A 26154-nucleotide genomic window follows, 5' to 3' on the forward strand; every position below is an offset into this window, starting at 1 on the left:
TTCGACGGGGGCAACCCCGTCTTCAGGATTGTCTCGTGAATCAACGATTTTTATCCGTGATGACGCTGGCGCTGCTGGTGATTCTGGTGGCGTTTCCGCTCGCGTTTATTCTCCTTCAGGCGGTATTTCCGCAGTTCAGTGCCGGATCGTTTTCCGGCGCGTTTGGCGGGGTAAAGGCGCTGTTAGCTGAGCCACAGCTCCCCGGCATGCTCGGTGGCACGCTGCAGATTGCGCTCGGCGTGGCGCTGGTGAGCGCGCTGTTCGGCTTTCCCCTCGGCGTGGCACGCGGGCTGTTTAATCTGCCGCTGCCGCGCCTGTGGGATCTGCTGTTCTTGATCCCTTTTTTAACGCCGCCCTATATTGCGGCGCTGTCGTGGATGTTGGTGCTTCAGACTAACGGCTATTTGCAGCAACTCACCGGGATTTCCCTGAACGATCTGCTGTTCAGTAAAACCGGGATTGTGCTGGTGATGGCGCTGAATATTTTCCCGGTGGTTTACTTCGCCGTTTCGCGCAGTCTGCTCGCCAGCGGTCAGCGTCTGGCGCGGGTCGCCCGCGTTCATGGCGCCAGCGCGGGCAGGGCGTTCTGGCACATCACTCTGCCGATGCTTTCCCCGTCCCTGGCAGCCGGAATGCTGCTGGCCTTTACCCTGGCGATTGAGGAGTTCGGCGTTCCGGCGGCGCTGGGAACGCGCGCGGGCGTAGTGATGCTGACCACCGACATCGAGAAAAAACTGGCCGACTGGCCAATTGATCTTTCGGGGGCATCGATGCTGTCGGTGGTATTAGTCGCCATCGCCCTGTGCGCCTGGGGATTGCAGAAAAAGCTTACCGGTCAGCATGATGTCACCAGTATCACCGGTAAACCGACGGAAAACATGGGCGCGGAGGCGGGGAGTTGGACGCTGCCGATGGTGGCATTCATGGCGCTGGTAGGGATAATTGCGGTGCTATTGCCCGGCGCATCGATGGTGTTATCGGGGATGTTGGGCACGTTATCGGGCGGCGTGACGCTCTCTAACGTGACGTTGTCACACTATGCCGCGCTGTTTAGCCAGCAGGGTGATGCCCTGGCAGCGCTGGGAGCCAGCCTTTCCCTGGCGTTCGGCGCGGCCTGCATCACCGGGCTGCTTGGCTTGCTGGCGTCGTGGCTGGTGGTGGTGCAGAAGATCACCGGGCGCGGCCTGATCGATGCGCTCTCTCTGATGCCTGCGGCGCTGCCCGGTGTGGTGGTCGGTGTCGGGTTGATCCTATTGTGGAACCAGCCGTTCTGGGTGATTTCACCCTATAACAGCTGGGTGATCCTGTTGCTCTCCTACTGCTGTTTACTTCTGCCGTGGCCGGTACGCTATGTCGGGAGCGCGCTGCGCCAGCTGGGCGGCAATCTTGAATCCGCCGCGCGCGTGCATGGTGCGTCGGCGTTTCAGGCGCTGCGCTTTATCGTGCTGCCGCTGGTCTCCCCGGCGCTGCTGGCGGCGATGCTGATGGTCTTCGCCATTGCCTCGCGGGAGCTGGTAACGTCGCTGCTGCTTGCACCAGCTGGCACCCAAACCGTCTCGGTGTTTATCTGGCGTCAGTTTGAACAGGGTTCCGTGGGGCAAGGGATGGCGATGGCGACACTGACGCTAGTGACCGGGCTGGTGCTGATGCTCACGGCGCTTCGCATCATGCAGCGCGGCGCGGCCCGATAAAAAGCACTTTTGCACCAGTGGGCAGGCAAAAATAGTTTATAAACAGGGAATATCTCTACAAGGAACTTCACTATGTCCCCATTTCTGAGCGCCTATTTTGCCCGTATCGGCTGGCAACAGCCGGTTTCCGTGGATATCGACACCCTACGGGCGCTGCATTTGAGTCACAACTGCGCGATCCCGTTTGAAAATATTGACGTGGTGATGCCGCGTGAAATCCAGCTCGACGATCAGAGCGTGGCAGACAAACTGGTTTCGGCGCGTCGCGGCGGGTACTGCTTTGAGCAGAACGGGCTGTTCGAGCGCGTGCTGCGCGAAGTCGGTTTTGAGGTGCGCAGCGTGCTGGGCCGCGTGGTGCTGGCGAATCCGCCGCAGATGCCGCCGCGCACCCACCGTTTGCTGCTGGTTGAACTCAACGGCGAGCGCTGGATTGCGGACGTCGGATTCGGCGGACAGACGCTGACGGCGCCGATTCGCCTGATTGCCGCAGAAGAGCAGGCCACGCCACACGGCGTCTATCGCCTGATGAACGAGAACAACGACTGGGTGTTGCAGTTCCGTCACCACGAGCACTGGCAGTCGATGTACCATTTTGACCTTGCGACGCAGTATTTCACCGATTACGTGATGGGCAATTTCTGGTCTGCTCACTGGCCACAGTCGCACTTCCGTCACCACCTGCTGATGTGCCGACACCTGCCGGACGGCGGTAAATTGACTTTGACCAATTACCACTTTACCCACTGGCAGGGTACCCGTGTGGCGGAGCAGATTAACCTGCCGGACGCCAAGGCGCTGTATACGCTGATACAGGAGCGATTTGGGCTGGGCGTGGATGATCCGAAACACGGTTTTTCATTGACCGAACTGACGGCGGTGATGGCCGGGTTTGATACGCATCCCGATGCGGGGAAATAGACTGAAAAGGGGCGAAAGCCCCTTTTTTTAATTGACGCCAAACACTATGCCATTATCCAGGTAATATTTTCGTGCAGTCTATAATCCATATTTATTTTTAAATGACTTTAGTGTGTTGGATTAAAAATAAAATAAAGGTATGTCTTTTATGCCATTGCGATGCAAATAAAGCATCACCGGTGCAATTTACACTGCCGCAGAATTAAAATAATATCCCCACTCAATGCAAGGGCGTGAATTTAAAGGCGACGTATCAGCCTATAGCACCATACATCCGCTGCTATAATTTAACGCTTATCCGTTGCTTTGCTGAGGATTCAGATGCGTCATCTGCCGAAAATTAATCAGCTTAAAAATCTTCGTGCGGTTATTCAGCACGGGAGCATACGTTCGGCAGCGGAGGCGAATCATCAGACACAGTCTGCGATGACCCGCAGCATACAGGAGCTGGAAAAAACCCTGGGTGTGGTACTGCTGGACAGAACCGCGCGCGGCGCTTTGCTTACCGAGGCTGGCCGCATTTTTGAACCGCGAATGAACCTCGTACTCAACGAGCTGGAACGCGCCGTTGATGAGCTTCGCCAGCAGGAGAGTGCGGCCCAGGGCGTGGTGATGTTTGGCTGCTCACATCTGCCAGCCTTCGGGATCATGCCGGGTATCATTGAGCGATTTCAGGCCCGTTACCCGCAGGCGACATTAACGGTGATCGAAGGGCAGCTATCGGAGCTGTTGGCATCGCTGCGTCTGGGGCGGATGGACTTTTTTCTCGGTATCGTCACCCCCGATATTGCCCTGCAGGAGTTCAGCGAAGAGCTGCTGGGTAGGGCGAAATTTTGTGTTTTTGCCCACAAGGATCATCCCTTGTCACAGGCGCGGTCGCTTGCAGAACTGCGCAATGCGAAATGGTATCTCCCCATTGCCAGCGCCGGTTTTTTTAGCGCTATTGAGAGCGTGGTTTTTCCTGATGGCAAAGGCCCTGAAGCCTCTGTTCTGTATGGCGATTCCACCACCATTGCCGAACAGCTTATTTTGGGCGAGGGCTATCTTTCCGTGGGCCCGCAGGCCATGCTGGCGCTTCCGTGGCTGAAAGATAAGTTATGTCGGATAAATGTCGAGGAGATCCTGCCCGACGGAAAATACAGTTTGATCTACCGCCAACAACAAACGCTCACACCCGTTGCAAAATTACTGATGAATGATATCCGTCACGCATTTATAAAATATTTCCCTGGTTAGCTATAATTACTTCTCCTGCTGGCGTTTTACACCAGCACACTAAAGGTCAGATTATGTTTATCTATTTTTCCCGTCCGCGGTGGGTTAATGCTGCTTCGCGCATGCCGACTATTATCTCTTTTTCGATAAACCTGCTTCTCGTGCTTATTATTCCGATATCGGTTTCTGTTCAGGCGATTGATAATATTACTGAAGGGCAAATTATTACTGTTCCTGGCGATGCAGGTTCACCGGCGACGGCGCTTAATTTTCATATTAACGGAACGTTAAATATAGGCGTGAGCGGGGGTGAGACGGGCATCGTACAAAGCTATAGCGGCTTTGTGGCGTCAACTGCGGATTCAGAAGGTCACGTGGTGGTGACGGGCGACGGTTCTCACTGGGATAACACCAGTTTCCTCTACGTCGGACATACGGGTAACGGAACCTTGCTCATTCGTGATGGCGGTTTGGTAACGAATCTCTCCACCGGCTTTATCGGTTTTAATGCTATGTCATCGGGCACGGTCGAAGTCACCGGGCCGGGCTCCACCTGGAATACCGCTAATAGCCTGGGGATTGGCCGCGACGGGGCGGGTACCTTGATCGTCGCTGATGGGGGCGTCGTCAATTCCCGCACGGTCACGCTTGGGCAAAACGCGGGGTCAAGCGGGGTGCTGATTATCGGAGGTGAGAATTCGCGTGCGCCGGGCACCGTTGTCGGGGATCGGATTACTGCCGGAGAGGGTTCCGGCAATATTATTCTTAATCATAACGCCACGGACTACGTATTCGACAGCACCCTGAATGATGGGCTGGATAATGCTGAAGGCGCGGGCACCGGGTTGGTCGGAAATATCTCGATTGACGCTGTTAACGGCAGAACGCTGTTTAATCGCGATCACGGTGATTTTACCGGGCTGCTACAGGCTCAGGAAAATGGCGTGATGAGCGTCAACGGCGATATGTCTGGTGCGACGGTGTCCCTGCTGTCGGGCGGCACGCTGGAGGGTATCGGGCGTGTCGGGAGTACCACCAATGCAGGAACGATTTCGCCGGGCAACTCCATCGGCACCCTGACCATTGACGGGGACTATCACGGCGACGGCGGCAGAGTGCTGATGGAAAGTGTTCTCGGCGGCGATGATTCCCCCGCAGATCGGCTGCTTATTACCGGCAGCGCGTCGGGCAATACCACGGTTGAGATCGTGAATCTCGGTGGCGAAGGGGGATTCACGGAAAACGGTATTCCCCTGATTTTTGCTGCGCAGCAATCGGACGGCGAGGCGTTTACGCTTCACGGTGATTTCACCACGACCGACGGTGAACAGGCGGTGGTGCATGGCGCGTATGCCTACACGTTTCGCACGCTGGAGTATGGGCAGGGGCGCTGGTGGTATTTGACCTCGGATCTCGCCGATCCACAGTCACCGGTCGCGCCGGTGCCTGAAGTGCCCAATCCCGAAACCCCTGTGCCCAACCCGGTCACGCCGGGATTACCGGTGTTCCCTGTCATCCCTGAAACGCCGGATGAGAATGTGCCGCAGCGTTACCATCCCGGGGCGGCCCTGTATGAACAGTATCCGCAGATCCTCGCGGAACTGAATCGCGTTCCTACCCTGCAACAGCGCGTGGGGGATCGCTACTGGGTGGACGGCGTTGTGCCGCAAACAGAAAGCGCACCTGGCGCCTGGGCGCGTATTGAAGGTACGCGTACGCACAATGAGCCGGTCACATCCACGACCGACGCTCAGCGCACGACCACGCTCTGGAAGCTACAGACCGGGCTGGATGTGCCAGTCCATGAAAACGCGCACGGATTGCTGACGGGCAGCGTGAACTTTAGCTACGGCCGGGCGGATGCGGATATTCGTGCTTACTCTGGCAAAGGGAGTATCAACACCACCGGTTACGGCCCTGGGCTGACGCTGACCTGGTACGGCAATAACGGTTTTTATGTCGACGGGCAGCTGCAAATGATGTTTTTCGACAGCGATCTGGATTCCGATACGATCGGCAAACCGCTGACATCGTCCAATAAAGGGAACGGCTATGCAGGCTCCGTCGAAACGGGCTGGCGTCTCGATTCCGACACCGGTTTTGCGGTTACGCCGCAGGCGCAGCTGATCTGGTCGCGCGTGGATTTCGACAGTTTTGAAGACAGGTTCGACAGCAAAGTGTCACTCAGCGAGGGGAACAGCCTGCTTGCGCGTCTGGGTGTCAGCGGCGATCGTCGTGACGAATGGCAGGCGCAGGACAAAACCCGGACACGCTCATTGCTGCAAGTTACGCTTGATGTGTATCAGGAGCTGGGCGAAGGCCGCTCTGTGGATGTCGCCGAGGTCAACTTCGCATCGCGCGATGCGCGGACGCAAATTGCGACGGGCGTTGGCGGCACGCTGGCGTGGAATGACGGGCGCTATGAGGTGTACGGCAACCTGGGCGTTCAGGCGAGTCCGCATAATCCATCCGATAACTACGGGGCCGGCGGGAATATTGGGGTGCGCGTCAAATGGTAATGTCCCCGCCTGGAGTGACGGGGAGGGTTTAGTTTACTCAGCGGCGCGATCTCACCACCTGATAGCGCCGCGTAAGGTACTCCACCGGCGCGCTCCAGACGTGAACCAGCCGGGTGAACGGGAACAGCAGGAAGATGGTCATCCCAAGCACCAGATGGACGCGGAAGATGTAGGCCACGCCGTCGAGATGCGCGGAGGCGCCACCGTGGAAGGTGACGACCGCCTGCGCCCAGTCGACCAGTTTCAGCATTTCGCTGCCGTCGGGGTGTTGTGCGGAGAACGGAATCGTCGCCAGACCGAGAATACACTGCACCAGCAGCACGCAGAGGATCAGGATATCTGCCGTGGACGAGGTCGCGCGGATACGCGGATTAGTGAGGCGGCGCACCAGCAGTCCCGCGCCGCCGACCAGCGTCAGCACGCCGCAGACGCCGCCGAGGATCATCGCCATCAGCTGTTTTTGCGACATCGGCAGGAACCACGAATAGACCCAGTGCGGCGTCAGCATCCCGAAGGCGTGGCCGAAAAAGATCCCCAGAATGCCGATATGGAACAGATTCGACCACAGCACCATGCCGCGCTTATCGAGCATCTGGCTGGATGACGCGCGCCAGGTGTACTGCCCGTAGTCGTAGCGCAGCCAGCTTCCCAGCAGAAACACGGTCCCGCACAGATACGGGTAGATATCGTAAAAGAAGATGTTCAGAAAGTGCATCATTTCGGGCCTCCGGCGCTGACGTCCACGTACTGAGGCGCGACGTCCTGGCTAAAGCGTCGTTGATATTGCTGCATCGGCGAGCTGTCGCACGCCGTGGCGTTATCTTCGATAAACTTCACCTGTTCCTCTTCCCACACGGCATCCAGCGCCTGGCGAGTGTCATCGCGCTGTTCTGTTGCGACCTGCTTAGTGACACTGTCACTTGTTAGCTTGCTGGCGGCGAGCTGAAGCAGGCCGTCGAACAGCTGATACTGCGGGACATCGCGCTGTTTTAGCCGCCCGCCGATCAGGGCCAAAATTGGCGCGACGTTTTGCAGCCCCTCGCGCGCCTCATCGTCAGGAATAAGACTCAGATACTCCAGATAGAGCGGCAGATAATCCGGCAGTTCGCGGCAGTCGAGCTGTAAACCGGCTTTCTCGTACTGGCTCATCAGATCAACCATCGCCTGACCGCGATCGCGGGATTCGGCGTGAACATGCTCGAACAGCAGCAGAGAGGTGGCCCGCCCGCGCTCAAACACTTCACACCACTGGGCCTGTTTATCCAGCAGCGCCGCGCCAAGATGCTGCTGCGCAAACGGCAGCAGCGGCGGGGCATCTTGTGCGATCAGAGAAAGGGCTTCATCGCGGCTCTCCCATAGCGCCTCGTCGGGATATTCAATGAGCAGGGCGATAATTTTAAGAATTCGCATTACTCTCCCTCCCCGTGTTCACGCACCTCGGAGATATTAATGGCGTCGATGCGCTGGCTGTTGAACAGGTTGAATTTGGTGTCGGAGCCGTGACAGCCGTCGCCGAAGGTAAAGCCGCAGCCGTTTTTCTCCGGGAAGGCGTCACGCGCCATTTCACGGTGGCTGGTCGGGATCACGAAGCGATCTTCGTAGTTCGCAATCGCCAGGTAGCGGTACATCTCTTCTACCTGTTCCACGCTCAGGCCCACTTCGTCGATGGCGCGCGTATCGGTCACCCCTTCAACGGTTTGCGAGCGTTTGTAGTGGCGCATCGCCATCATACGTTTCAGGGCGCGCAGCACCGGGCCGGTATCGCCGGCGCTCAGCATATTCGCCAGATACTGCACCGGAATACGCAGGCTTTCGACGGCAGGCAGAATGCTGTCGGTCTGGGGCAGCCCCCCCGCATCGGCGTAGGACTGAATCGGTGACAGGGGCGGCACATACCAGACCATCGGCAGGGTACGGTATTCCGGGTGCAGCGGCAGGGCCAGCTTCCAGTCCATCGCCATTTTGTAGACCGGCGAGCGCTGCGCCGCGTCGATCACGTTCTGCGGAATGCCCTGTTTCAGTGCTTCCTCAATCACTGCCGGGTCGTTCGGGTTCAGGAACACGTCGCACTGACGCTCGTAAAGATCCGTTTCGTGCTCGGTGCTTGCCGCTTCTTCGATGCGGTCCGCGTCGTACAACAGCACGCCAAGGTAACGAATGCGCCCGACACAGGTTTCCGAGCACACGGTCGGCTGGCCGGATTCGATACGCGGGTAGCAGAAGATGCATTTTTCAGACTTGCCGCTCTTCCAGTTGAAGTAGATTTTTTTGTATGGACAGCCGCTGATGCACATGCGCCAGCCGCGGCATTTGTCCTGGTCGATCAGGACGATGCCGTCCTCTTCACGCTTGTAGATGGCGCCGCTCGGACAGGTGGCGACACAGCTCGGGTTGAGGCAGTGTTCGCACAGGCGCGGGAGGTACATCATGAAGGTGTTCTCGAACTGGCCGTACATCTCCTTTTGCATCTTGTCGAAATTACGGTCGCGGGCGCGTTTCTCAAATTCGCCGCCGAGCAGCTCCTCCCAGTTCGGGCCGCCGACGATTTTATCCATCCGTTTGCCGCTGATCAGTGAGCGCGGGCGAGCGGTAGGGAGATGATCGCCCTCCGGCGCGCGGTGCAGATCCTGATAGTCAAAGGTGAAGGGTTCGTAATAGTCGTCAATGCCCGGCAGCGACGGGTTGGCGAAGATTTTCGACAGCACGCCCACGCGTCCACCGAGGCGCGGCGTGAGCTTTCCGGTGATGCCACGCACCCAGCCGCCTTGCCACTCCTCCTGATCTTCCCAGTTTTTCGGATAGCCAATGCCCGGTTTGGTTTCGACGTTGTTAAACCACGCGTACTCCATCCCTTCGCGCCCGGTCCAGACGTTTTTACACGTCACCGAGCAGGTATGACAGCCAATGCACTTGTCGAGATTCAGTACCATGCCGACCTGTGAGCGTATTTTCATTTTTTCGCCTCCTGTACCTGATCCCGACCTTCGCCATCCAGCCAGTTAATGTTTTTCATCTTGCGGATCATGATGAATTCGTCGCGGTTCGAGCCGACGGTGCCGTAGTAGTTAAAGCCGTAGGCCAGCTGTGCGTAGCCGCCAATCATGTGCGTGGGTTTTGGGCAGACGCGGGTGACGGAGTTGTGAATGCCGCCGCGACGTCCGGTCACTTCCGATCCTGGTATGTTCAGAATGCGCTCCTGGGCGTGATACATCATGGTCATCCCTGGCGGCACGCGCTGGCTCACTACCGCGCGGGCGGTGAGGGCGCCGTTGGCGTTGAAGGCTTCGATCCAGTCGTTGTCTTCAATGCCTAACTCTCTGGCGTCCGTTTCGCTGATCCAGACGATCGGCCCGCCGCGAGACAGGGTCTGCATCAGCAGATTTTCGCTGTAGGTGGAGTGGATGCCCCATTTCTGGTGCGGCGTCAGGAAGTTCAGCGCTTTTTCCGGGAAGCCGTTTGGCGGAATTTCTCGCATGTGCGTCACGCTGCGGGTATCAATCGGCGGACGGTAGGCCACCAGGCTTTCACCAAAGGCGCGCATCCACTGATGATCCTGATACAGCTGCTGGCGACCAGAGAGGGTGCGCCACGGGATCAGCTCGTGAACGTTGGTGTACCCGGCATTGTAGGAGACGTGTTCGCTCTCAATGCCAGACCAGGTGGGGCTGGAGATGATTTTGCGCGGCTGGGCCTGGATATCGCGAAAACGGATTTTCTCGTCTTCTTTGTTGATCGCCAGATGAGTGTGAGTGCGCCCGGTAAATTCGCCGAGGGCTTTCCAGGCTTTCACCGCCACGTGGCCGTTGGTTTCCGGGGCCAGCGCGAGGATCACCTCCGAGGCGTCAATGGCCGTATCAATCAGCGGTCGACCTTTGGCCGGGCCGTCGAGCTTGACGTAGTTCAGCTTGCCGAGGAAATCGACTTCATCCTGAGTGTTCCACGAAATGCCTTTTCCGCCGTTGCCGAGTTTGTCCATTAATGGCCCCAGCGACGTAAAACGCTCGTAGGTTTCCGGATAGTTGCGCTCAATGACGGCGATATTCGGCGCGGTTTTGCCAGGTATCAGATCGCATTCGCCTTTGCGCCAGTCCTGAATATCAAAGGGCTGGGACAGCTCCGCCGGGGAGTCGTGCTGCAGAGGCTGCAACACCACGTCGGTTTCGGTGCCCAGATGCCCGACGCAGACGTCGGAAAAGACTTTGGCGATCCCTTTGTAGATTTCCCAGTCGCTGCGGGACTCCCACGCCGGATCGACGGCGGCAGAAAGCGGATGAATAAACGGGTGCATATCCGACGTATTCATGTCGTCTTTTTCATACCAGGTGGCGGTCGGCAGGACGATATCCGAGAAAAGACAGGTGCTGGACATCCGGAAATCGAGGGTCACCAGCAGGTCGAGCTTGCCTTCGATGGCGGCCGTTTGCCACTCCACCTCCTCCGGTTTAACGTCGTCCGTGGAGCCAAGATCGTCGCCCTGAATCCCGCTTTCGGTGCCGAGCAGGTACTTGAGCATGTACTCGTGGCCTTTCCCGGAGGAGCCGAGCAGGTTCGAGCGCCAGACAAACAAATTGCGTGGATGGTTTTTACCGTTGTCCGGCTGTTCGCAGGCAAAGCGCAGATCGCCCGATTTCAGCGCCTGAACGGTGTAATCCTGCGCCGACATCCCGGCGGCATCGGCGCGCGCTTTGATGTGCAGCGGGTTAAGCGAAAGCTGCGGCGCAGAGGGCAGCCAGCCCATCCGTTCGGCGCGCACGTTAAAGTCGATCAGGTGACCGGTGAATTTGGCGCTATCCGCCAGCGGCGAGAGCAGCTCCTGAGCGGTGAGTTTTTCATAGCGCCACTGGCTGGCGTGGTTGTAGAAGAAGGAGGTGCTGTTCATCTGGCGCGGCGGGCGGTTCCAGTCGAGGGCAAACGCCAGCGGCAGCCAGCCGGTTTGCGGACGCAGCTTCTCCTGGCCGACATAGTGCGACCAGCCGCCGCCGCTTTTGCCGACACAGCCGCAGAAGACCAGCATATTGATCATCCCACGGTAGTTCATGTCCATGTGATACCAGTGGTTCACGCCCGCACCGAGAATGATCATCGACCGTCCATGGGTTTTATGAGCGGTATCGGCGAATTCACGGGCGATCTGTTCAATATGGCGACGCGGTACGCCGGTGATCTGCTCGCCCCAGGCCGGGGAGTAGGCTTTGATTTCGGCGTAATCTTTTACGGCGTTGTCATCTTCCAGGCCGCGATCCAGTCCATAGTTCGCCAGAATCAGATCGTAAACGCTGGCGACCTGTTGCTGACGGCCATCGGCGAGGGTGAGGGTTTTCGACGGCACTTTGCGGATCAGCACCGGGTCCTGCTTCACGCTGCGAAAGTGCGGGTTTTCATTGCCGCCGAAGTAGGGGAACGCCACATTCGCGACCTGATCGTGGGTGATGAGCAGCGAGAGCGTCAGCTCAGTCTCCTGGCCGGCAGCCAGCGGCTCCAGGTTCCATTTGCCTTTTTCACCCCAGCGGAAACCAATCGAGCCGTTTGGCGCTACCAGGCCACCGGCGATATCAAAGGCGACGGTTTTCCATTCCGGGTTATTTTCCTCACCCAGCCCGTCGGCCAGATCCGAGGCGCGCAGCATTCTGCCAGGGACCAGGCTGCCGTCGTCCCGCGCATCCAGCATCACCAGCATCGGCATGTCGGTGTAGCGGCGGCAGTAGTTGAGGAAATATTCGCTCGGGTTATCAAGGTGGAACTCTTTGAGGATCACATGGCCCATCGCCATTGCCAGAGCGCTGTCGGTGCCTTGCTTCGGTGCCAGCCACTGATCGCTCAGCTTGGCGACTTCCGAGAAGTCAGGGGTAATGGCGATGGTTTTGGTGCCTTTGTAACGCACTTCGGTGAAGAAGTGAGCGTCCGGTGTACGCGTCTGCGGCACGTTCGAGCCCCAGGCGATGATGTAGCTGGAGTTGTACCAGTCGGCCGACTCCGGCACATCGGTCTGCTCGCCCCAGGTCATTGGCGAGGCGGGCGGCAAATCGCAATACCAGTCGTAAAAACTCAGGCAGGTGCCGCCGAGGAGCGAAAGATAGCGCGTACCGGCGGCGTAAGAGACCATCGACATCGCCGGGATCGGCGAGAATCCGGCTACGCGATCCGGGCCGTAATGTTTGATTGTCCAGACGTTCGCGGCGGCGATCAGTTGGTTGAGTTCTTTCCAGTTAGAGCGGATAAAACCGCCGTGGCCGCGCGCTTTTTTGTAGCTGCTGGTCTTTTGCGGATCGCTCATGATGGCGTCCCACGCCAGCACCGGGTCGCTGTGCTGGCCCAGCGCTTCGCGCCACAGTTCGATCAATTTCCGCCGCACCAGCGGGTATTTCAGGCGGTTGGCGCTGTAGAGATACCAGGAGTAACTCGCGCCGCGCGGGCAGCCGCGGGGTTCATGATTGGGCAGGTCAGGACGGGTGCGGGGGTAGTCGGTCTGCTGCGTTTCCCAGGTCACCAGGCCGTTTTTGACATAGATTTTCCAGCTGCAGGAGCCGGTACAGTTAACGCCGTGGGTGGATCGCACGATTTTGTCGAACTGCCAGCGCTGGCGATAGCTGTCCTCCCAGTCGCGGTTGGTGTGCATCACCTGCCCATGGCCGTCGGCGAAGGTGTCGCCTTTTTGTTTGAAATAACGAAAGCGATCCAACAATTTACTCATGACGTTTCTCCTGACGGGGCGACGCCCACCCCGTGGTTACACTGCTCACAAAAGTGTTGAACGGAATAGTTATGATTTGACGTGTTTCTGCCGACGGCCATACACCAGCCAGGTGACAAACACGCAGACAATATAGAACACCAAAAAGACCTTCATTGCGCCGACGGGGGAACCGGTCATCGCCAGCGAGGTACCGAAGGCTTTAGGAATGAAAAAGCCGCCGACCGCGCCGATGGCGGAGATAAACCCGAGCGCCGCCGCGGTATCTGACACCGCTTCCTGCTGGGCTTGCTCTTCCGTGCCGCCGCGCAGCTTGACGTTATAAATCGTGATCTGGCGGAAGATCACCGCGATCATCTGGAAGGTAGAGCCGCTGCCTAAACCGGCGGTCAGGAACAGGCCCATAAACACCAAATAGAACGCGGTGAAATTGCCGGAACCGGAGCCGGGGAGCGTCAGGAACAGCAGGGCGCTGAAGGCGGCCATCAGGATAAAGTTCACCAGCGTTACGCGCACACCGCCGAGTTTGTCCGACACCACGCCACCCGCCGAGCGCGCCAGCGCCCCGATCAACGGGCCGAAGAAGGCGAGATGGAGAATGTTCACATCAGGAAACTGGGTTTTGGCGAGCATCGCAAAGCCTGCGGAGAAACCAATAAAAGAGCCAAACGTCGCCAGATAGAGCAGGCTTAGCAACCACAGGTGCGGCTGTTTCAGCACCGGCAACTGGCTGGCAATCGAGGCTTTCGAGCTGGCAATATCATTCATGCCGAAAAAGGCGGCGAGAGTGGCAATAATCAGTAGCGGCACCCAGATCCACGCGGCGTTAGCCAGCGACAGCACGGAACCGTCATCCTGCGGTACGCCATGGACGCCGAGAAACGCAAACATCGGCAGGAAGATCACCGCCGGAGCCACCATCTGCATCACGCTGACGCCGAGATTACCCAGCCCGCCGTTAATGCCCAGCGCGCTGCCTTGTTTTGCTTTCGGGAAGAAAAAGCTGATGTTGCCCATGCTGGAGGCAAAGTTCGCACCGGCAAATCCGCACAGCAGGGCGATGATGATAAACACCCAGTAGGGCGTGGCGCTATTCTGCACGGCGATCCCCAGCCACACGCAGGGAATAATCAGAATAACGGTGCTTAATATTGTCCAGTAACGTCCGCCAAATATCGGCACCATAAAGGAATAGGGCACGCGTAATATTGCGCCAGAAAGAGAAGGTAATGCGGTTAACATGAAAAGCTGATCGGTGGTGAAATTAAAGCCGACTTTATTGAGATTGACCGCAACCGCGCTGAATAACATCCACACGCAGAAGGCCAGTAGCAGACAAGCGACGGATATACAAAGATTTCGTCGCGCGATGTGTTTACCTTTATTCTCCCAAAATGCCGCGTTTTCCGGTTTCCAGTTATTTAAAAGATAATGATTATTCTTCTCACTTTGTTGTGACATATCGCCCTCGTACTTACCCGTAAAAAACAGAAAAGAGAAGTGAAAACAGTCAGATGGCTGACGTTATACGATTAAGGTTTTTGGAATTATTCAGATGCTTCTGAAAGGATAGATAAGAAAGCGAATCCCTGAGTTTACGAGATGAGAGATGATTCGCTTTATGTGTTACTAATTGTAAAAAATCGCGGTTTTAAATACTCAATTAGGAGTATTAAAACAATTCCAGAGAAATTAATTTATCAAGATGTTTATTAAATGCGTCGTCATCCATTTCGGGCATATTTAACACGTAGATACCGTCCAGTCCGCAGACTAAACCTATCAATCGCCAGGCGATATTTTCGGGGCGGTCTGAGAGTGTAAATACCTTTTCTTCGGCGCCCTGACGGATAATGGCGACGGTATCCTGATGCCACATTTCCATGGTCATCACATAGGCGCTTTTAATGTCCGGATCGCGGCTCGCGAGGATCTGCGCTTCCCGCCACAGACGAATATATGGCTCGAACACACCCTCATCGCTGCCAAGCATGGCGCGCAGACGATGGCGACAGTCGCCCACCACCTCGGCATCGAGCAGTTCGCGGATCAGACGCACGAAGGCCAATGCTTTCAGCTCTCCGGCGCTGGCGAAATGGTGATGGACCTGGCCGGAGGCAATACCCGCTTCGCCCGCAATGCGCCGCACCGTCATGGCGCTGAACCCTTCGTTTAACGCGACGCGCATCGCGGCCTGTAGGATATCTTCCCGTCGTTCATCCTTGCTCAAATAGCTCATGTTCTCTCACTCTCAATGGCGACGAAACGAGTGTAACAAAAAGCTGGACACGCGTTCAACTTTCCGTAGGATCGCATCCTGGACGCGTGTCCAGATTAGTGTGAAAGGGAAATTTATGTTTCAAAAGTGGTTAGCGTTAGTGATTATCGTGCTGGTGTATATTCCGGTCGCGATTGACGCAACGGTACTGCATGTGGCCGCGCCAACGCTGAGTATGACGCTCGGGGCCAGCGGTAACGAATTGCTGTGGATTATTGATATTTACTCGCTGGTGATGGCGGGCATGGTGCTGCCGATGGGCGCGCTCGGGGATCGTATCGGCTTTAAAAAGCTGCTGATGCTCGGCAGTATCCTGTTCGGACTGTCGTCACTGGCGGCTGCGTTTGCCCCGTCCGCGGCCTGGCTGATTGCCGCCCGCGCGACGCTGGCGATTGGTGCGGCGATGATTATCCCGGCGACGCTTGCGGGGATCCGTACGCTGTTTGTCGAAGCGCGTCATCGCAATATCGCGTTAGGTGTCTGGGCTGCGGTCGGTTCCGGCGGAGCGGCGTTTGGCCCGCTGGTGGGCGGCCTGCTGCTGGAGCACTTCTACTGGGGATCGGTATTTTTGATCAACGTGCCGATCGTGGTGATCGTGGTGGCACTGGCGGCGCGTTTTGTGCCGAAACAGCAGGGACGCCCGGAGCAGACGCTGAACATTTCGCACGCGTTAATGCTGATCGTGGCAATTCTGCTGCTGGTTTACAGCGCGAAAACGGCGCTGAAGGGCACACTTTCACCGGCTATCGTGGCGACAACGTTGCTCACCGGTGCGGTGATGCTGTTCATCTTCGTGCGTATTCAGCTGCGAGCCAGCAAACCGATGATCGACATGCGCCTGTTCTGCCACCGCATTATTTTGAGTGGCGTGGTGATGGCGATGACTGCGATGATCGCGCTGGTGGGCTTTGAACTGCTGATGGCGCAGGAGCTGCAGTTTGTGCACGGTTTTACGCCGTTTGAGGCGGGCATGTTTATGCTGCCGCTGATGGTCGCCAGCGGATTCAGCGGGCCGATTGCGGGCGTGCTGGTCGGAAAACTCGGTTTGCGACTGGTCGCGGCAGGCGGCATGGGGCTAAGCGCGGTGAGCTTTATCGGGCTATCGATGCTCGATTTCAGCACTCAGCAGTGGCAGGCGTGGAGCCTGATGGTGCTGCTCGGTTTTAGCGCTGCGAGTGCGCTGCTGGCATCGACTTCCGCGATCATGGCCGCCGCGCCGAAGGAAAAAGCGGCCGCGGCAGGGGCCATCGAAACGATGTCCTACGAGTTAGGCGCCGGTCTTGGGATCGCGATTTTTGGCCTGATGCTTACCCGCAGCTTCTCGGCCTCTATCGAGCTGCCGCAGGGGCTGAGCGCCACGCTTGCCGACAAAGCCTCTTCGTCGATTGGTGAAGCGGTCAAAGTTGCGCAAGAACTCACGCCGACGCTGGCAGACGCGACGATTGAAGCCGCTAAAGCCGCGTTTATCACCTCGCACAGCGTCGCCCTTGGCAGCGCCGGTGCCATGCTGATGATATTGGCGTGCGGGATATGGTTTAGTCTGGCGAGGGTGGAGCAGAAGTAACATTAAACCCGGTAACAGAGTTACCGGGTTTTTCTGTGTTAGATATTTTATATTAACTTAGATCATGATTTACGATGGTCTTGCAGATAGCGGGATCAGTTGCAAAATAGTGGGATAACATTGGAGGCTCCTTGCATATTTGATAAGGGGTGAAAAAGGAAATGTACAAATAAATCAATAGTGACGATATATTAAATAACACCAGGAATATTATTGAAACCAACCCTAAAAGATTTCCTGAGTAATCAAATCTCTTAGGCGCTTTATTGTCTTTTGTGAATGGTACAAAAGCCATTATAATAATCCCATATGCTAAAGCAGGTACACCTGCAAGCATAGCTAAATGCCTCCCATCAAACCAAAAAAAATCACTATCGCTAAAAAAAAGCATTAAGTCATGATAAGGGATTACGATTGAATAGCGGATAATTTCAATAAAGAATGCAATACACAAAAGTATGGGAATGGTAAAGGCAATTTTTTTCATAACCTTAATAAACATGACGTTTCCTTTTAATAAGAGAATGGAAATGCATTAGATAAGCCAGAACTCATATGCATATTATTCCATTCTTGTATTTTTTGTTCTTGTATCAGTACCTCTCTAATCATAAATTTTAACTTTTCAGACCATCCATTATGCTTATCTAATTCATTTAATTTTTTATTTAAGTATACTCCTGCGATAATCAGCAATAGGGTGGTTAGAATTACTGGAATGCTCGATAATGTTAAAACAAGCCCAATCGTACCAATGACAACAGCTGAAATGATTGTTTTAGGCGCATCTGCTATAATATCACCAAAGAAATCCACCAGCGTATATTCGTTTTTGAATATTAACTCTACTGCCCTGAAAGCAAGTGAGAAATAAACACAGAACTTAGCACCTTGATACAAGTTATATCCTAGACCACGCCAACCAATGCCCAGTTCCAGCAGTTGCAGATTATTCGCGCGATAGCGGGTACCGTTCAGGATGCGACGCAGGCTCGGGTACCCACTGATTTTTATATAGGTTACTCCACCGTATCGACAGGTTTTAGCTCTGATCCCTATGCTCTTGAGATTAAAGCGTAACTGGTTAGCTTCATTCAGATAAGTTGAGAATCTACTGCTACTGAATGCTCCGTCCCAGATGTCTTTGAAATTGCCAGCACCGATTTTATATGAAAGGAAATCATCCGTCTGACCTATAAGATCGCTCAAAATGCCTCGCGCTTCCTCTATGGTCAGCAACATGAAGTATTGGGTGTTTTTCTCCAGCAACTTTTCCATTTGGGGTAGGGTATCGATATAGGGATGAGTGGGGAGCAACTGATTAATCGGTTGTTGCCCCCGCAGCAGTTCTCCGACATAGCCAGACCATGTAGTATCTCGTGATGAATCGTAATTATTCATAATTTGTTCCCTGGAAAATGTTTCCTGATTATTGCGAAACTATGCTCTTAGTCATGTTATGCATTCTTATCCATTCACAATATTTATATATCGTTGGTTAGTGATACTCCTGTGAACACACTACAGAATTATTCATCATGATTTTTTATTTGGCAATATGAATGAATCGAAAATGAATAAGGTAATAAATATTCCGCATTAATCATCAAAGAAGATATTTTTTATGGATATACCTATTATAGATAAGAAGAATTAACTTCTGATCCTGATTACCATTCATCGCTTCCCTTGCGGGTATTTAGTCGCGTCGTAGTAATACTGGTAATAATTGTGTCCGAATACTGTCATGATTGTGTGGGCAGGGGTAAGACTACACCCGGCAACAGGATTTCCGGGTGTAGTCTATGTAATAAAAATCTGTTAATTTAACTCACGGTTTACGATGGTTTTGCAGATTGCTGGATCTTTGGCAAAGTAATGAGAATACGTAGATGGTTCCTTACACAACTGGTAAGGAGTGAAATAACCAATATAAAAATAGGTCATCAATGATAATATGCTAGACAACATAAATATTACGAGTGAGATAAGTCCCAGTACATTTCCCCAGTAATAAAATGATTTTGGTATTTGGTTATCCTTCGTGAATGGAACTGTAGCCATCATTAGACTAAGGTAAATAAAAGCTGGTATGGATGATATGAGTGAAAGATGCCGTCCATCGAACCAAAAGTAACCATTCCCCCCGAAAAATAGCATCAAATCATGAAAAGGTATATCAATGGAGTACGAAATGATCACACTCGAGATTGTAATCACAATAATACATCTAATGAATGACCATGTTCTCTTTAAAATATTAATGTTCATCATCCATGCCTTTTTGAACGCGGAATAAATCAAGTCCGTAATATAACTCATTTTTCTTTGATAGTTGTCGAGCTTGTCTATTTATAATTTAAATCATGATTTACGATAGTCTTGCAGATAGCGGGATCAGTTGCAAAATAGTGGGACAACATCGGAGTTTCCTTGCATATCTGATAAGAACTCATGAAGATGATATAAAAATAAACAAATAATGATATTATATTAAATAGAACTAAGAACATTATCGATACCAACGCAAGCAGATTTCCTGAATAATTAAATGCCTTAGGCACCTTATTATCTTTAGTAAATGGAACACATGAAATCATTACAATGGCATATATCAGGCACGGAGTGAATGACATCATTGCCAGATGTCGGCCATCAAACCAAAAAAAATCGCTATTGCTAAAAAACAACATGAAGTCATGATACGGTATATTAATGGAAAGATAAAAAAGGAAGCCTAGTATTATAATGAGTAGAATGGAAATTATCGTAAATGCTATTTTATTTAATATTTTAATGATCATGAGTAACCTAATTAGTAATCCATGAAAAAAAGGGCCTAGACCTGAATGGAGGCTTCAGTACTTCATTCAAGCATGGGGAGTTTCTCTCCAGCACCTTTTCCATTTGGGGTAGGGTATCGATATAAGGATGAGTGGGGATCAACTGATTAATGGGCGGTTGTCCCCGCAGCAGTTCTCCCACATAGCCAGACCAGCCGGTATCTCTTGATGAATCGTAACTGTTCATATAACTGCTATCCCTGGAATATGTTTTCTTCCCAAAGGCTGTACGTACTGGTCCCAGCATTGATATGTTCCCAGCCAATAGATTTATAGCTAAATGAGATTGTCTCCTGGGCTTCTTTTCCGTTCTGAGTGACTGAGTGGGGGATATGTAAGTCCAGCTCAGCAATCCGCGCATCTGTCAGCTTTAACTGGTAATAACACTCCATACGGCCTGCTTTATCGGTACGGTAAAAATCGAATACACAGCTGAGGGACTCGTTATCCGTGATGGCTTTGGCCAGCAGTGGCGAGGATTTATCAAGTGGCTTAACGATACTGACATGATGATGATTAACGTTTCTTTGCCGAGAAAGGGAATGGGAGAGAGAATAAATAAGAATTTGATCGCTGTGCGCAACTTGCGCTTTATTACCGACAGATGCCTGACTCAAACATCCTGAAGAAATTAATCCCTGCATTTCGCCGACAAGCGACAGATAAACTAATCCGGCCATATGATTCATCCCTTTATATTCATTCCATTTATAGATGTTTCACTACGTATATTTTAGCGAAACGTTGAGCGATTATTCACCGTTCATTATTGGCAGGCAATATAAAATAAGAATAAATGAGAGAGATGCTTTATCTACCGCATTCATAATCAAAAGCGACCGTTATGGGGCGTTTCGCTGGAATAGAGAGGAAGAGGGTTGAGCAGGCATAAAAAACGCCCGGTAGCGTTGCGCTTACCGGGCGTTTTTTCACGAATTATTTCTCCTGCGCCGCACTCAGTACACTGTGCAACAGGACATTCGCCCCTTTCTTAGACCACTCCGGCAGAATGTTTTCCGCTTCGTTGTGGCTGATGCCTTTTTCGCAGGGAATAAAGATCATGCTGGCCGGGGCGATTTTGCTGATGTAGCAGGTGTCGTGCCCGGCGCCGGAGACCATCGGTTTTGATGAATAGCTGAGGGCTTCGACCGCTTTTTCACTGCGCATAAGACACTGCTCGTCGAAGGCGATAGGCGCGTAGTCGAAGATTCGTTCGACCTTTGCCGTAACCCCTCGTGTGGCCAGTCCTTGCGCCGCCTCACGCAGCGCGGCTTCCATCGCTTCCAGCACGTCGCTTTGCGGATGGCGGAACTCCACGCTGCACACCACACGCGACGGCACGACGTTGCGCGAATTTGGGGTTATCTGCGCCATGCCGATGGTCGCGCGGCCGTCCGGTTTGTGCTGATAACCAATCTCTTCGACCATCAGCGCCAGTTCAGCGAAGGCGGTTAACGCATCGCGACGGCTGTGCATCGGCGTCGTCCCTGCGTGCGCGGCAAAACCGTCCAGCGTCAGGGTAAACCAGCGTTGGCCCATCGCGGCGCGCACCAGTCCGATATCGATAGCCTCATCTTCCAGAATCGGTCCCTGTTCTATATGCAGCTCGTAGCAGGCGTGAACCGGAAACGCGCGCGCAGGCAGGGTGCCGCGATAGCCGATAGCCTCCAGCGCTTCGCCTACGGTTATGCCTGCGTTATCCGTACGAGCGAGGGCGTACTCTTCGCTAAATTGCCCGGACCAGACGCCGGATGCCAGCATCGCCGGGGCGAAACGCGCGCCTTCTTCGTTCGTCCAGTTCACCAGCACGATGTCGCGCTCGGTTTCCACGTGATGATCGTTGAGGGTGCGCAGAACTTCCAGCCCGGCCAGCACGCCGTAGATCCCGTCGTAATTTCCGCCCAGTGGCTGGGAATCCACATGCGAGCCGGTCATCACCGGTGGCAGGGCGCGGTTTTTCCCGGCGCGGCGAATAAACATGTTGCCCATGCTGTCGACGTCGCAGGTAAAACCCGCTTCCCGCGCCCAGTCGCGCAGCAGGTTGCGGGCAATACGATCTTCGTCGCTCAGCGCCAGACGCGTTACGCCACCGGCGGGCGTGCCGCCGATCTGCGCCATCATCCCGAGCGTGGACCAAAGCCGCTGCGCATCGATGTGGATCATGCTTTGTCCTTTTTCGTGTGGTAGCGGAAATCACAGCATTTTCCGCCCTGCATGATGGTGGTGGTGCGCGTCAGTTCGACGTCCGGCGCGTAGCCGACGATGAATTTCTCATCGCGGGCGCACGACAGCAAGTGACCGATCTCGCCCAGCCCCATTTCGTGATACATCTCGGCATACCGACAGCGGGTGACGTTATAGTTGTACTGCTGGTCGTCGGCGTCGATCACTTTCACGTCCAGCGCGTTGTCTTTCTCCCAGAGATATTGCAGGGCGATAAAACTCTTCACATCCGCGCCGTTCGGCTCCTGACGGGCAAAATGTGCCCCTGCGTCAATCGCCGCCTGTTCGATGGCTTCCCCAATTACCGCCTGGGCGCGGGCTTTCCCTATTTCGCGCACCAGGATTTCGTAAATAGGTTTAATAATTTCTGCTTCTATTTTGCGGCGGGCGAGAATGCCCAGCTCATTGTTATCACTCATCACATTGCCTCACTGCGTTACTTCGTTTTTGCGCCGCCCAGAACGGTTTGCGGCTGCCATTTGCCATCGACCACTTTGTAGACGGTAAAGGACGGGGATTTCAGGTTGCCCTGTGCGTCAAAGGCGATCTGGCCGGTGACGCCGGAATAGCTGATGGCGCGCAGGGCGGGCAGATATTCAGCCGGATCGACAGAGTTAGCTTTTTCCATGGCGGCAACCAGCACGCGGGTGGCGTCATAGGCGAACGGCGCATGCAGTTCGATATAGGTGTGGTAGCGCGACTGATACGCCTGCTCAAAGGCTTTACCGCCTGGCATCTGATCGACCGGCAGACCTGGCTCCAGCGCGACAACACCTTCGCCTTCTTTCTGTGCCAGCTGCAGGAAGGTCTGGCTGACAAAACCGCCTGCGCCCATCAGCGTGGCGTTCATGCCCAGCTGTTTGATACGACGCGCCAGCGGCGCGGCCTGACTATCAACGCCGCCGAAGAACACCAGATCGGCGTTTTTGCTGCGAATGGCGGTTAAAACGGCGCTAAAGTCCACGGTTTTGTCGTCAACGTACTGGCGGTCGACGATCTTCACGCCCTGCGCCTCCAGCGATTTGATAAATTCATCCGCCAGCCCCTGGCCGAACGCGGTACGGTCGTCGATCACCGCGATGCGCTTGGCTTTCAGTGTGTTCACCGCGTATTCGCCTGCGAACTGACCACCGTCATCGTCGTGGCCCATCACGCGGAAACTGGTGTCAAAACCCTGTTTGGTATAGGCGTGACCGGTGGCGACGGGCGCTACCTGGGCGATACCGGCATCGTGATACACCCGCGCTGCGGGAATACTGGTACCGGTATTCCAGTGGCCGACTACGCCCGCGACGCCGCTATCGACCAGACGCTGAGCGACAGCCACCGCGGTGCGCGGATCGGACTGATCATCTTCGGACTGCAGTTTGAAGGTCACTGCTTTGCCGCCGATGGTTGGATGCTGTTTGTTGATATCGTCAATCGCCAGCTGCGCGCCGTTCTCCAGATCTTTGCCGATACGTGCCGACGGGCCGGTAAGCGGGCCTGCAAGGCCGATGACCACGGTTTCGCTTTCCGCCGCCCATGACGCGGAAGAGGCAAAACCACTAAGCAGAAGAGCGGCGCTGAGCGCACTGATTTTTACGGTTTTCATTATATTTCCCTGGTGTTGGTTGGTGTGTTAAACGGGCATTTCGCCCAAATAAATTTGTGCAATCTGATCGTCATTGAGCATCGCTTTCGAGTCGCCGTGATGCACAATGCTGCCGCTGTCCATCACCCAGGCGCTATCCGTCACTTCCAGCGCCAGCCGGGCGTTTTGTTCAATCAGCAGCAGGGCCACGCCGCGCTCACGCAGCCCTTTAATAACCTGAAAAATGTTCTCGACCATCTTCGGCGCCAGCCCCATGGACGGCTCATCGAGAATCAGCAGGCGCGGCTGGCTGAGCAGGGCGCGGTTCAGCGCCAGCAACTGCTGTTCACCGCCTGAAAGCAGCCCAGCGAGCTGATGTTGACGCTCACCGAGGCGCGGGAAACGGTCGAAAATCTCGTCCATTTCGGCTTTCACATTGGCCGTGTCACGACGCAGCCAGGCTCCCATCTGTAAATTCTCCAGCACCGTCATGCGCGCAAAGATGCCGCGACCTTCCGGAACCATCACCAGCCCGTCTCGAAGCAGTGCTTCGGCTTTGCGTTTACGCACCGGCTGGCCGTTAAACGCAATAGTGCCGCCGAAGTTTTCCAGCCCGGTGATGGCGCGTACGGTTGAGCTTTTTCCCGCTCCGTTAGCGCCAATCAGCGTCGCCTGTTCGCCTTCTTGCAGGGTGAAAGACACATCGCGTACCGCCTGAATCCCGCCGTAATGCACGTCAAGACGTTCGACTTTCAGTAACTCAGACATGGGCGTTGCCTCCAAGCCAGGCGGCGATCACCGCCGGGTCACGCCGAACGGTATCGGGTGTGCCGACGGCCAGCGTTTTGCCGTAATCAAGCACCGTCAGGCGATCGCAGATCCCCATCACCAGCTTCACGTCGTGCTCAATCATCAGCAGGGTTTTGCCATCGTCACGAATGCGGATGAGCAGTTCGCCAAGGGCGTTTTTCTCAGCCGCATTCATGCCAGCAGCCGGTTCGTCGAGGGCCAGCAGCAGCGGGTCGGTCGCCAGCGCGCGGGCGATTTCCAGCCGACGCTGATGTCCGTAGGCCAGATCGCAGGCGCGATAATGGGCGAATCTGGCGATGCCGGTGTACTCCAGCCAGTGCCAGGCCAGCTCGCGGGTTTGCGCTTCTTCGGCGCGTGCCCGTTTGTGACGCGTAAGCGCGGCCCACAAGCCGTTGCGGGTGCGCACATGGCGTCCGACCATCACGTTTTCCAGCACCGAAATCTCGTTGAACAGACGCACGTTCTGGAACGTGCGGGCGATCCCGGCAGCCGTTACTTTGTCGATCTGCTTCGGAAAATAGGGCTTGTCGGCAATCGAAAACTCGCCGCTGTCCGCCGGATACAGACCGGTAATGAGGTTAAAACAGGTGGTTTTCCCTGCGCCGTTAGGGCCGATCAAACCGTAGATTTCGCCCTGATTGATGGAGAGCGAAACATCGTCCACGGCGGTCAGGCCGCCAAAGCGTTTAGACATATTGCGAACGGTGAGCAGGCTCATGCCTTGACCTCCTTGTGGCGAACCGGCCAGATCCCGGATGGGCGCAGCAGCATCACCAGCACCAGCGCCAGGCCGTAGAACAGCTGACGCAGGATTTCCGGGTCGATCAGTACGGTGCCGAACAGCGCCTGCTGAACGGGTGCGGCCTGGCTGCGCAGGATCTCCGGCAGGGCGGTGAGCAGCACTGCGCCAAGGATCACGCCAGGGATGTGACCCATCCCGCCGAGCACCACCATCGCCAGCACGGCAATGGATTCCTGAAGGGTGAAGGATTCCGGCGACACGAAGCCCTGGAACGCGCCAAACAGCGCTCCCGCCACGCCGCCAAAAGAGGCACCCATCGCAAAGGCCAGCAGTTTGTAGTTACGCACGTTGATACCCATCGCGCGGGCCACATCTTCGTCTTCACGTATGGCGTGCCATGCGCGGCCAATGCGCGAATGTTGCAGGCGCAGGCAGACAAAAATAATCAGCACGATCACCAGCATCAGCAGGTAATACCACAGCCACAGGGCCGGGACTTTCATGCCGAACCAGTGGTATACGCCGCTGAACTTCAGGCCAAACAGATTGAGCGTATCGACGCCGGTAATGCCTTTTGCGCCGTTGGTGATGTTCACCGGGCGGTCGAGGTTACGCATCAGAATACGGATGATCTCCCCAAAACCGAGGGTGACAATCGCCAGATAATCGCCGCGCAATTTGAGCGTGGGCGCGCCCAGAATAATCCCGCACACCGCCGCGACCAGCGCCGCCAGCGGAATAATCAGCAGGTAAGAGGTGTGCAGCCCGTCCGGGAACCAGACGGCGAGAAGGGGGAACGTCTCCAGCAGATGCGGGGACGCCAGCAGCGCCGCAAGGTACGCGCCGACGGCATAAAACGCGATGAAGCCCATATCCAGCAGGCCGGTGTACCCCACGACAATGTTCAGCCCGAGCGCCAGCATGATATACAGCAGAGCGAAGTCGATAACGCGCACCCAGTAGTTGCCGCCGAGCTGGCTTGCCACCACGGGGGCGATCAGCAGGGCGAGGACGAACAGGGTCATGCCGGACCAGAAGCGGCGCTGCGAGGCGGGTGCCTGTAATGATGTTGTTGTCATAGTTTTCC

Annotated in this window: 20 protein-coding genes; 5 read left to right on the plus strand and 15 right to left on the minus strand. The window is 55.1% G+C overall.

What is annotated here, in order from left to right:
* Positions 1-35: 35 nt before the first annotated feature.
* From DAI21_RS15330 to DAI21_RS15345, 4 genes are all read left to right on the plus strand, one after another.
* Positions 36-1691: an iron ABC transporter permease gene (locus tag DAI21_RS15330; RefSeq protein ID WP_107703513.1), complete on the plus strand. Its 1656-nt coding sequence runs from the start codon at positions 36-38 to the stop codon at positions 1689-1691.
* A 72-nt stretch (positions 1692-1763) separates the two neighbouring features.
* Positions 1764-2609, plus strand: coding sequence for an N-hydroxyarylamine O-acetyltransferase (gene nhoA / locus DAI21_RS15335; RefSeq protein ID WP_107703514.1), 846 nt, complete (start codon positions 1764-1766; stop codon positions 2607-2609).
* A gap of 321 nt (positions 2610-2930) precedes the next feature.
* Positions 2931-3845 carry a LysR substrate-binding domain-containing protein gene (locus tag DAI21_RS15340; protein ID WP_107703515.1) on the plus strand — a complete coding sequence of 305 codons (915 nt, stop codon included), beginning with the start codon at positions 2931-2933 and terminating at the stop codon, positions 3843-3845.
* Positions 3846-3946: 101 nt separating this feature from the next.
* A complete protein-coding gene (locus DAI21_RS15345) occupies positions 3947-6343 on the plus strand; it encodes an autotransporter outer membrane beta-barrel domain-containing protein (RefSeq protein WP_159075420.1) in 2397 nt (798 codons plus the stop codon).
* A gap of 37 nt (positions 6344-6380) precedes the next feature.
* Here the strand turns inward: DAI21_RS15345 and narI are convergent, their stop codons facing one another.
* The 6 genes from narI to DAI21_RS15375 all read right to left on the minus strand — a co-directional run bounded on the left by narI (position 6381) and on the right by DAI21_RS15375 (position 15273).
* Positions 6381-7061, minus strand: a complete 681-nt coding sequence (gene narI / locus DAI21_RS15350; RefSeq protein ID WP_107703517.1) for a respiratory nitrate reductase subunit gamma — start codon at positions 7059-7061, stop codon at positions 6381-6383.
* A complete protein-coding gene (gene narW, locus DAI21_RS15355) occupies positions 7058-7753 on the minus strand; it encodes a nitrate reductase molybdenum cofactor assembly chaperone (RefSeq protein ID WP_107703518.1) in 696 nt (231 codons plus the stop codon). The genes narI and narW overlap by 4 nt, the downstream gene beginning before the upstream one ends.
* Positions 7753-9297: a nitrate reductase subunit beta gene (gene narH, locus DAI21_RS15360; protein WP_100780080.1), complete on the minus strand. Its 1545-nt coding sequence runs from the start codon at positions 9295-9297 to the stop codon at positions 7753-7755. The genes narW and narH overlap by 1 nt, the downstream gene beginning before the upstream one ends.
* The gene (locus tag DAI21_RS15365; RefSeq protein ID WP_107703519.1) at positions 9294-13034 is read right to left on the minus strand and encodes a nitrate reductase subunit alpha; all 3741 of its coding nucleotides are present in this window, start codon (positions 13032-13034) and stop codon (positions 9294-9296) included. Before DAI21_RS15365 ends, narH begins: the two co-directional genes overlap by 4 nt.
* A 69-nt stretch (positions 13035-13103) precedes the next feature.
* Positions 13104-14495 carry a NarK family nitrate/nitrite MFS transporter gene (locus DAI21_RS15370; protein ID WP_107703520.1) on the minus strand — a complete coding sequence of 464 codons (1392 nt, stop codon included), beginning with the start codon at positions 14493-14495 and terminating at the stop codon, positions 13104-13106.
* A gap of 211 nt (positions 14496-14706) precedes the next feature.
* Positions 14707-15273: a TetR family transcriptional regulator gene (locus tag DAI21_RS15375; RefSeq protein WP_107703521.1), complete on the minus strand. Its 567-nt coding sequence runs from the start codon at positions 15271-15273 to the stop codon at positions 14707-14709.
* A gap of 115 nt (positions 15274-15388) precedes the next feature.
* Between DAI21_RS15375 and DAI21_RS15380 the strand changes: the two genes are divergently transcribed.
* Positions 15389-16876 (plus strand): MFS transporter, encoded by a 1488-nt coding sequence (locus DAI21_RS15380; protein ID WP_107703522.1) that lies wholly within the window; start codon positions 15389-15391, stop codon positions 16874-16876.
* Between the two features lie 52 nt (positions 16877-16928).
* Here the strand turns inward: DAI21_RS15380 and DAI21_RS15385 are convergent, their stop codons facing one another.
* The 9 genes from DAI21_RS15385 to DAI21_RS15430 form a co-directional block, all read right to left on the minus strand.
* Positions 16929-17378 (minus strand): hypothetical protein, encoded by a 450-nt coding sequence (locus DAI21_RS15385; protein ID WP_107703523.1) that lies wholly within the window; start codon positions 17376-17378, stop codon positions 16929-16931.
* A gap of 11 nt (positions 17379-17389) precedes the next feature.
* Positions 17390-18277: a hypothetical protein gene (locus DAI21_RS15390; RefSeq protein ID WP_107703524.1), complete on the minus strand. Its 888-nt coding sequence runs from the start codon at positions 18275-18277 to the stop codon at positions 17390-17392.
* A 1636-nt stretch (positions 18278-19913) separates the two neighbouring features.
* Positions 19914-20399, minus strand: a complete 486-nt coding sequence (locus tag DAI21_RS15400; RefSeq protein WP_107703526.1) for an Hcp family type VI secretion system effector — start codon at positions 20397-20399, stop codon at positions 19914-19916.
* Between the two features lie 256 nt (positions 20400-20655).
* Positions 20656-21882 (minus strand): Zn-dependent hydrolase, encoded by a 1227-nt coding sequence (locus DAI21_RS15405; RefSeq protein ID WP_107703527.1) that lies wholly within the window; start codon positions 21880-21882, stop codon positions 20656-20658.
* Positions 21879-22361, minus strand: a complete 483-nt coding sequence (locus tag DAI21_RS15410; protein WP_100780087.1) for an L-2-amino-thiazoline-4-carboxylic acid hydrolase — start codon at positions 22359-22361, stop codon at positions 21879-21881. The genes DAI21_RS15405 and DAI21_RS15410 overlap by 4 nt, the downstream gene beginning before the upstream one ends.
* Before the next feature lie 17 nt (positions 22362-22378).
* Positions 22379-23536, minus strand: a complete 1158-nt coding sequence (locus DAI21_RS15415; protein ID WP_107703528.1) for a branched-chain amino acid ABC transporter substrate-binding protein — start codon at positions 23534-23536, stop codon at positions 22379-22381.
* A gap of 27 nt (positions 23537-23563) precedes the next feature.
* Positions 23564-24283 (minus strand): ABC transporter ATP-binding protein, encoded by a 720-nt coding sequence (locus DAI21_RS15420; RefSeq protein ID WP_102103764.1) that lies wholly within the window; start codon positions 24281-24283, stop codon positions 23564-23566.
* Complete coding sequence (locus DAI21_RS15425; protein ID WP_107703529.1) at positions 24276-25043, minus strand: ABC transporter ATP-binding protein; 768 nt, start codon at positions 25041-25043, stop codon at positions 24276-24278. Before DAI21_RS15425 ends, DAI21_RS15420 begins: the two co-directional genes overlap by 8 nt.
* Positions 25040-26146 (minus strand): branched-chain amino acid ABC transporter permease, encoded by a 1107-nt coding sequence (locus DAI21_RS15430; protein ID WP_100780092.1) that lies wholly within the window; start codon positions 26144-26146, stop codon positions 25040-25042. The genes DAI21_RS15425 and DAI21_RS15430 overlap by 4 nt, the downstream gene beginning before the upstream one ends.
* Positions 26147-26154 lie beyond the last annotated feature (8 nt).

The organism is Lelliottia sp. WB101 (genome assembly GCF_003051885.1).
Taxonomy (GTDB): Bacteria; Pseudomonadota; Gammaproteobacteria; order Enterobacterales; family Enterobacteriaceae; genus Enterobacter; species Enterobacter nimipressuralis.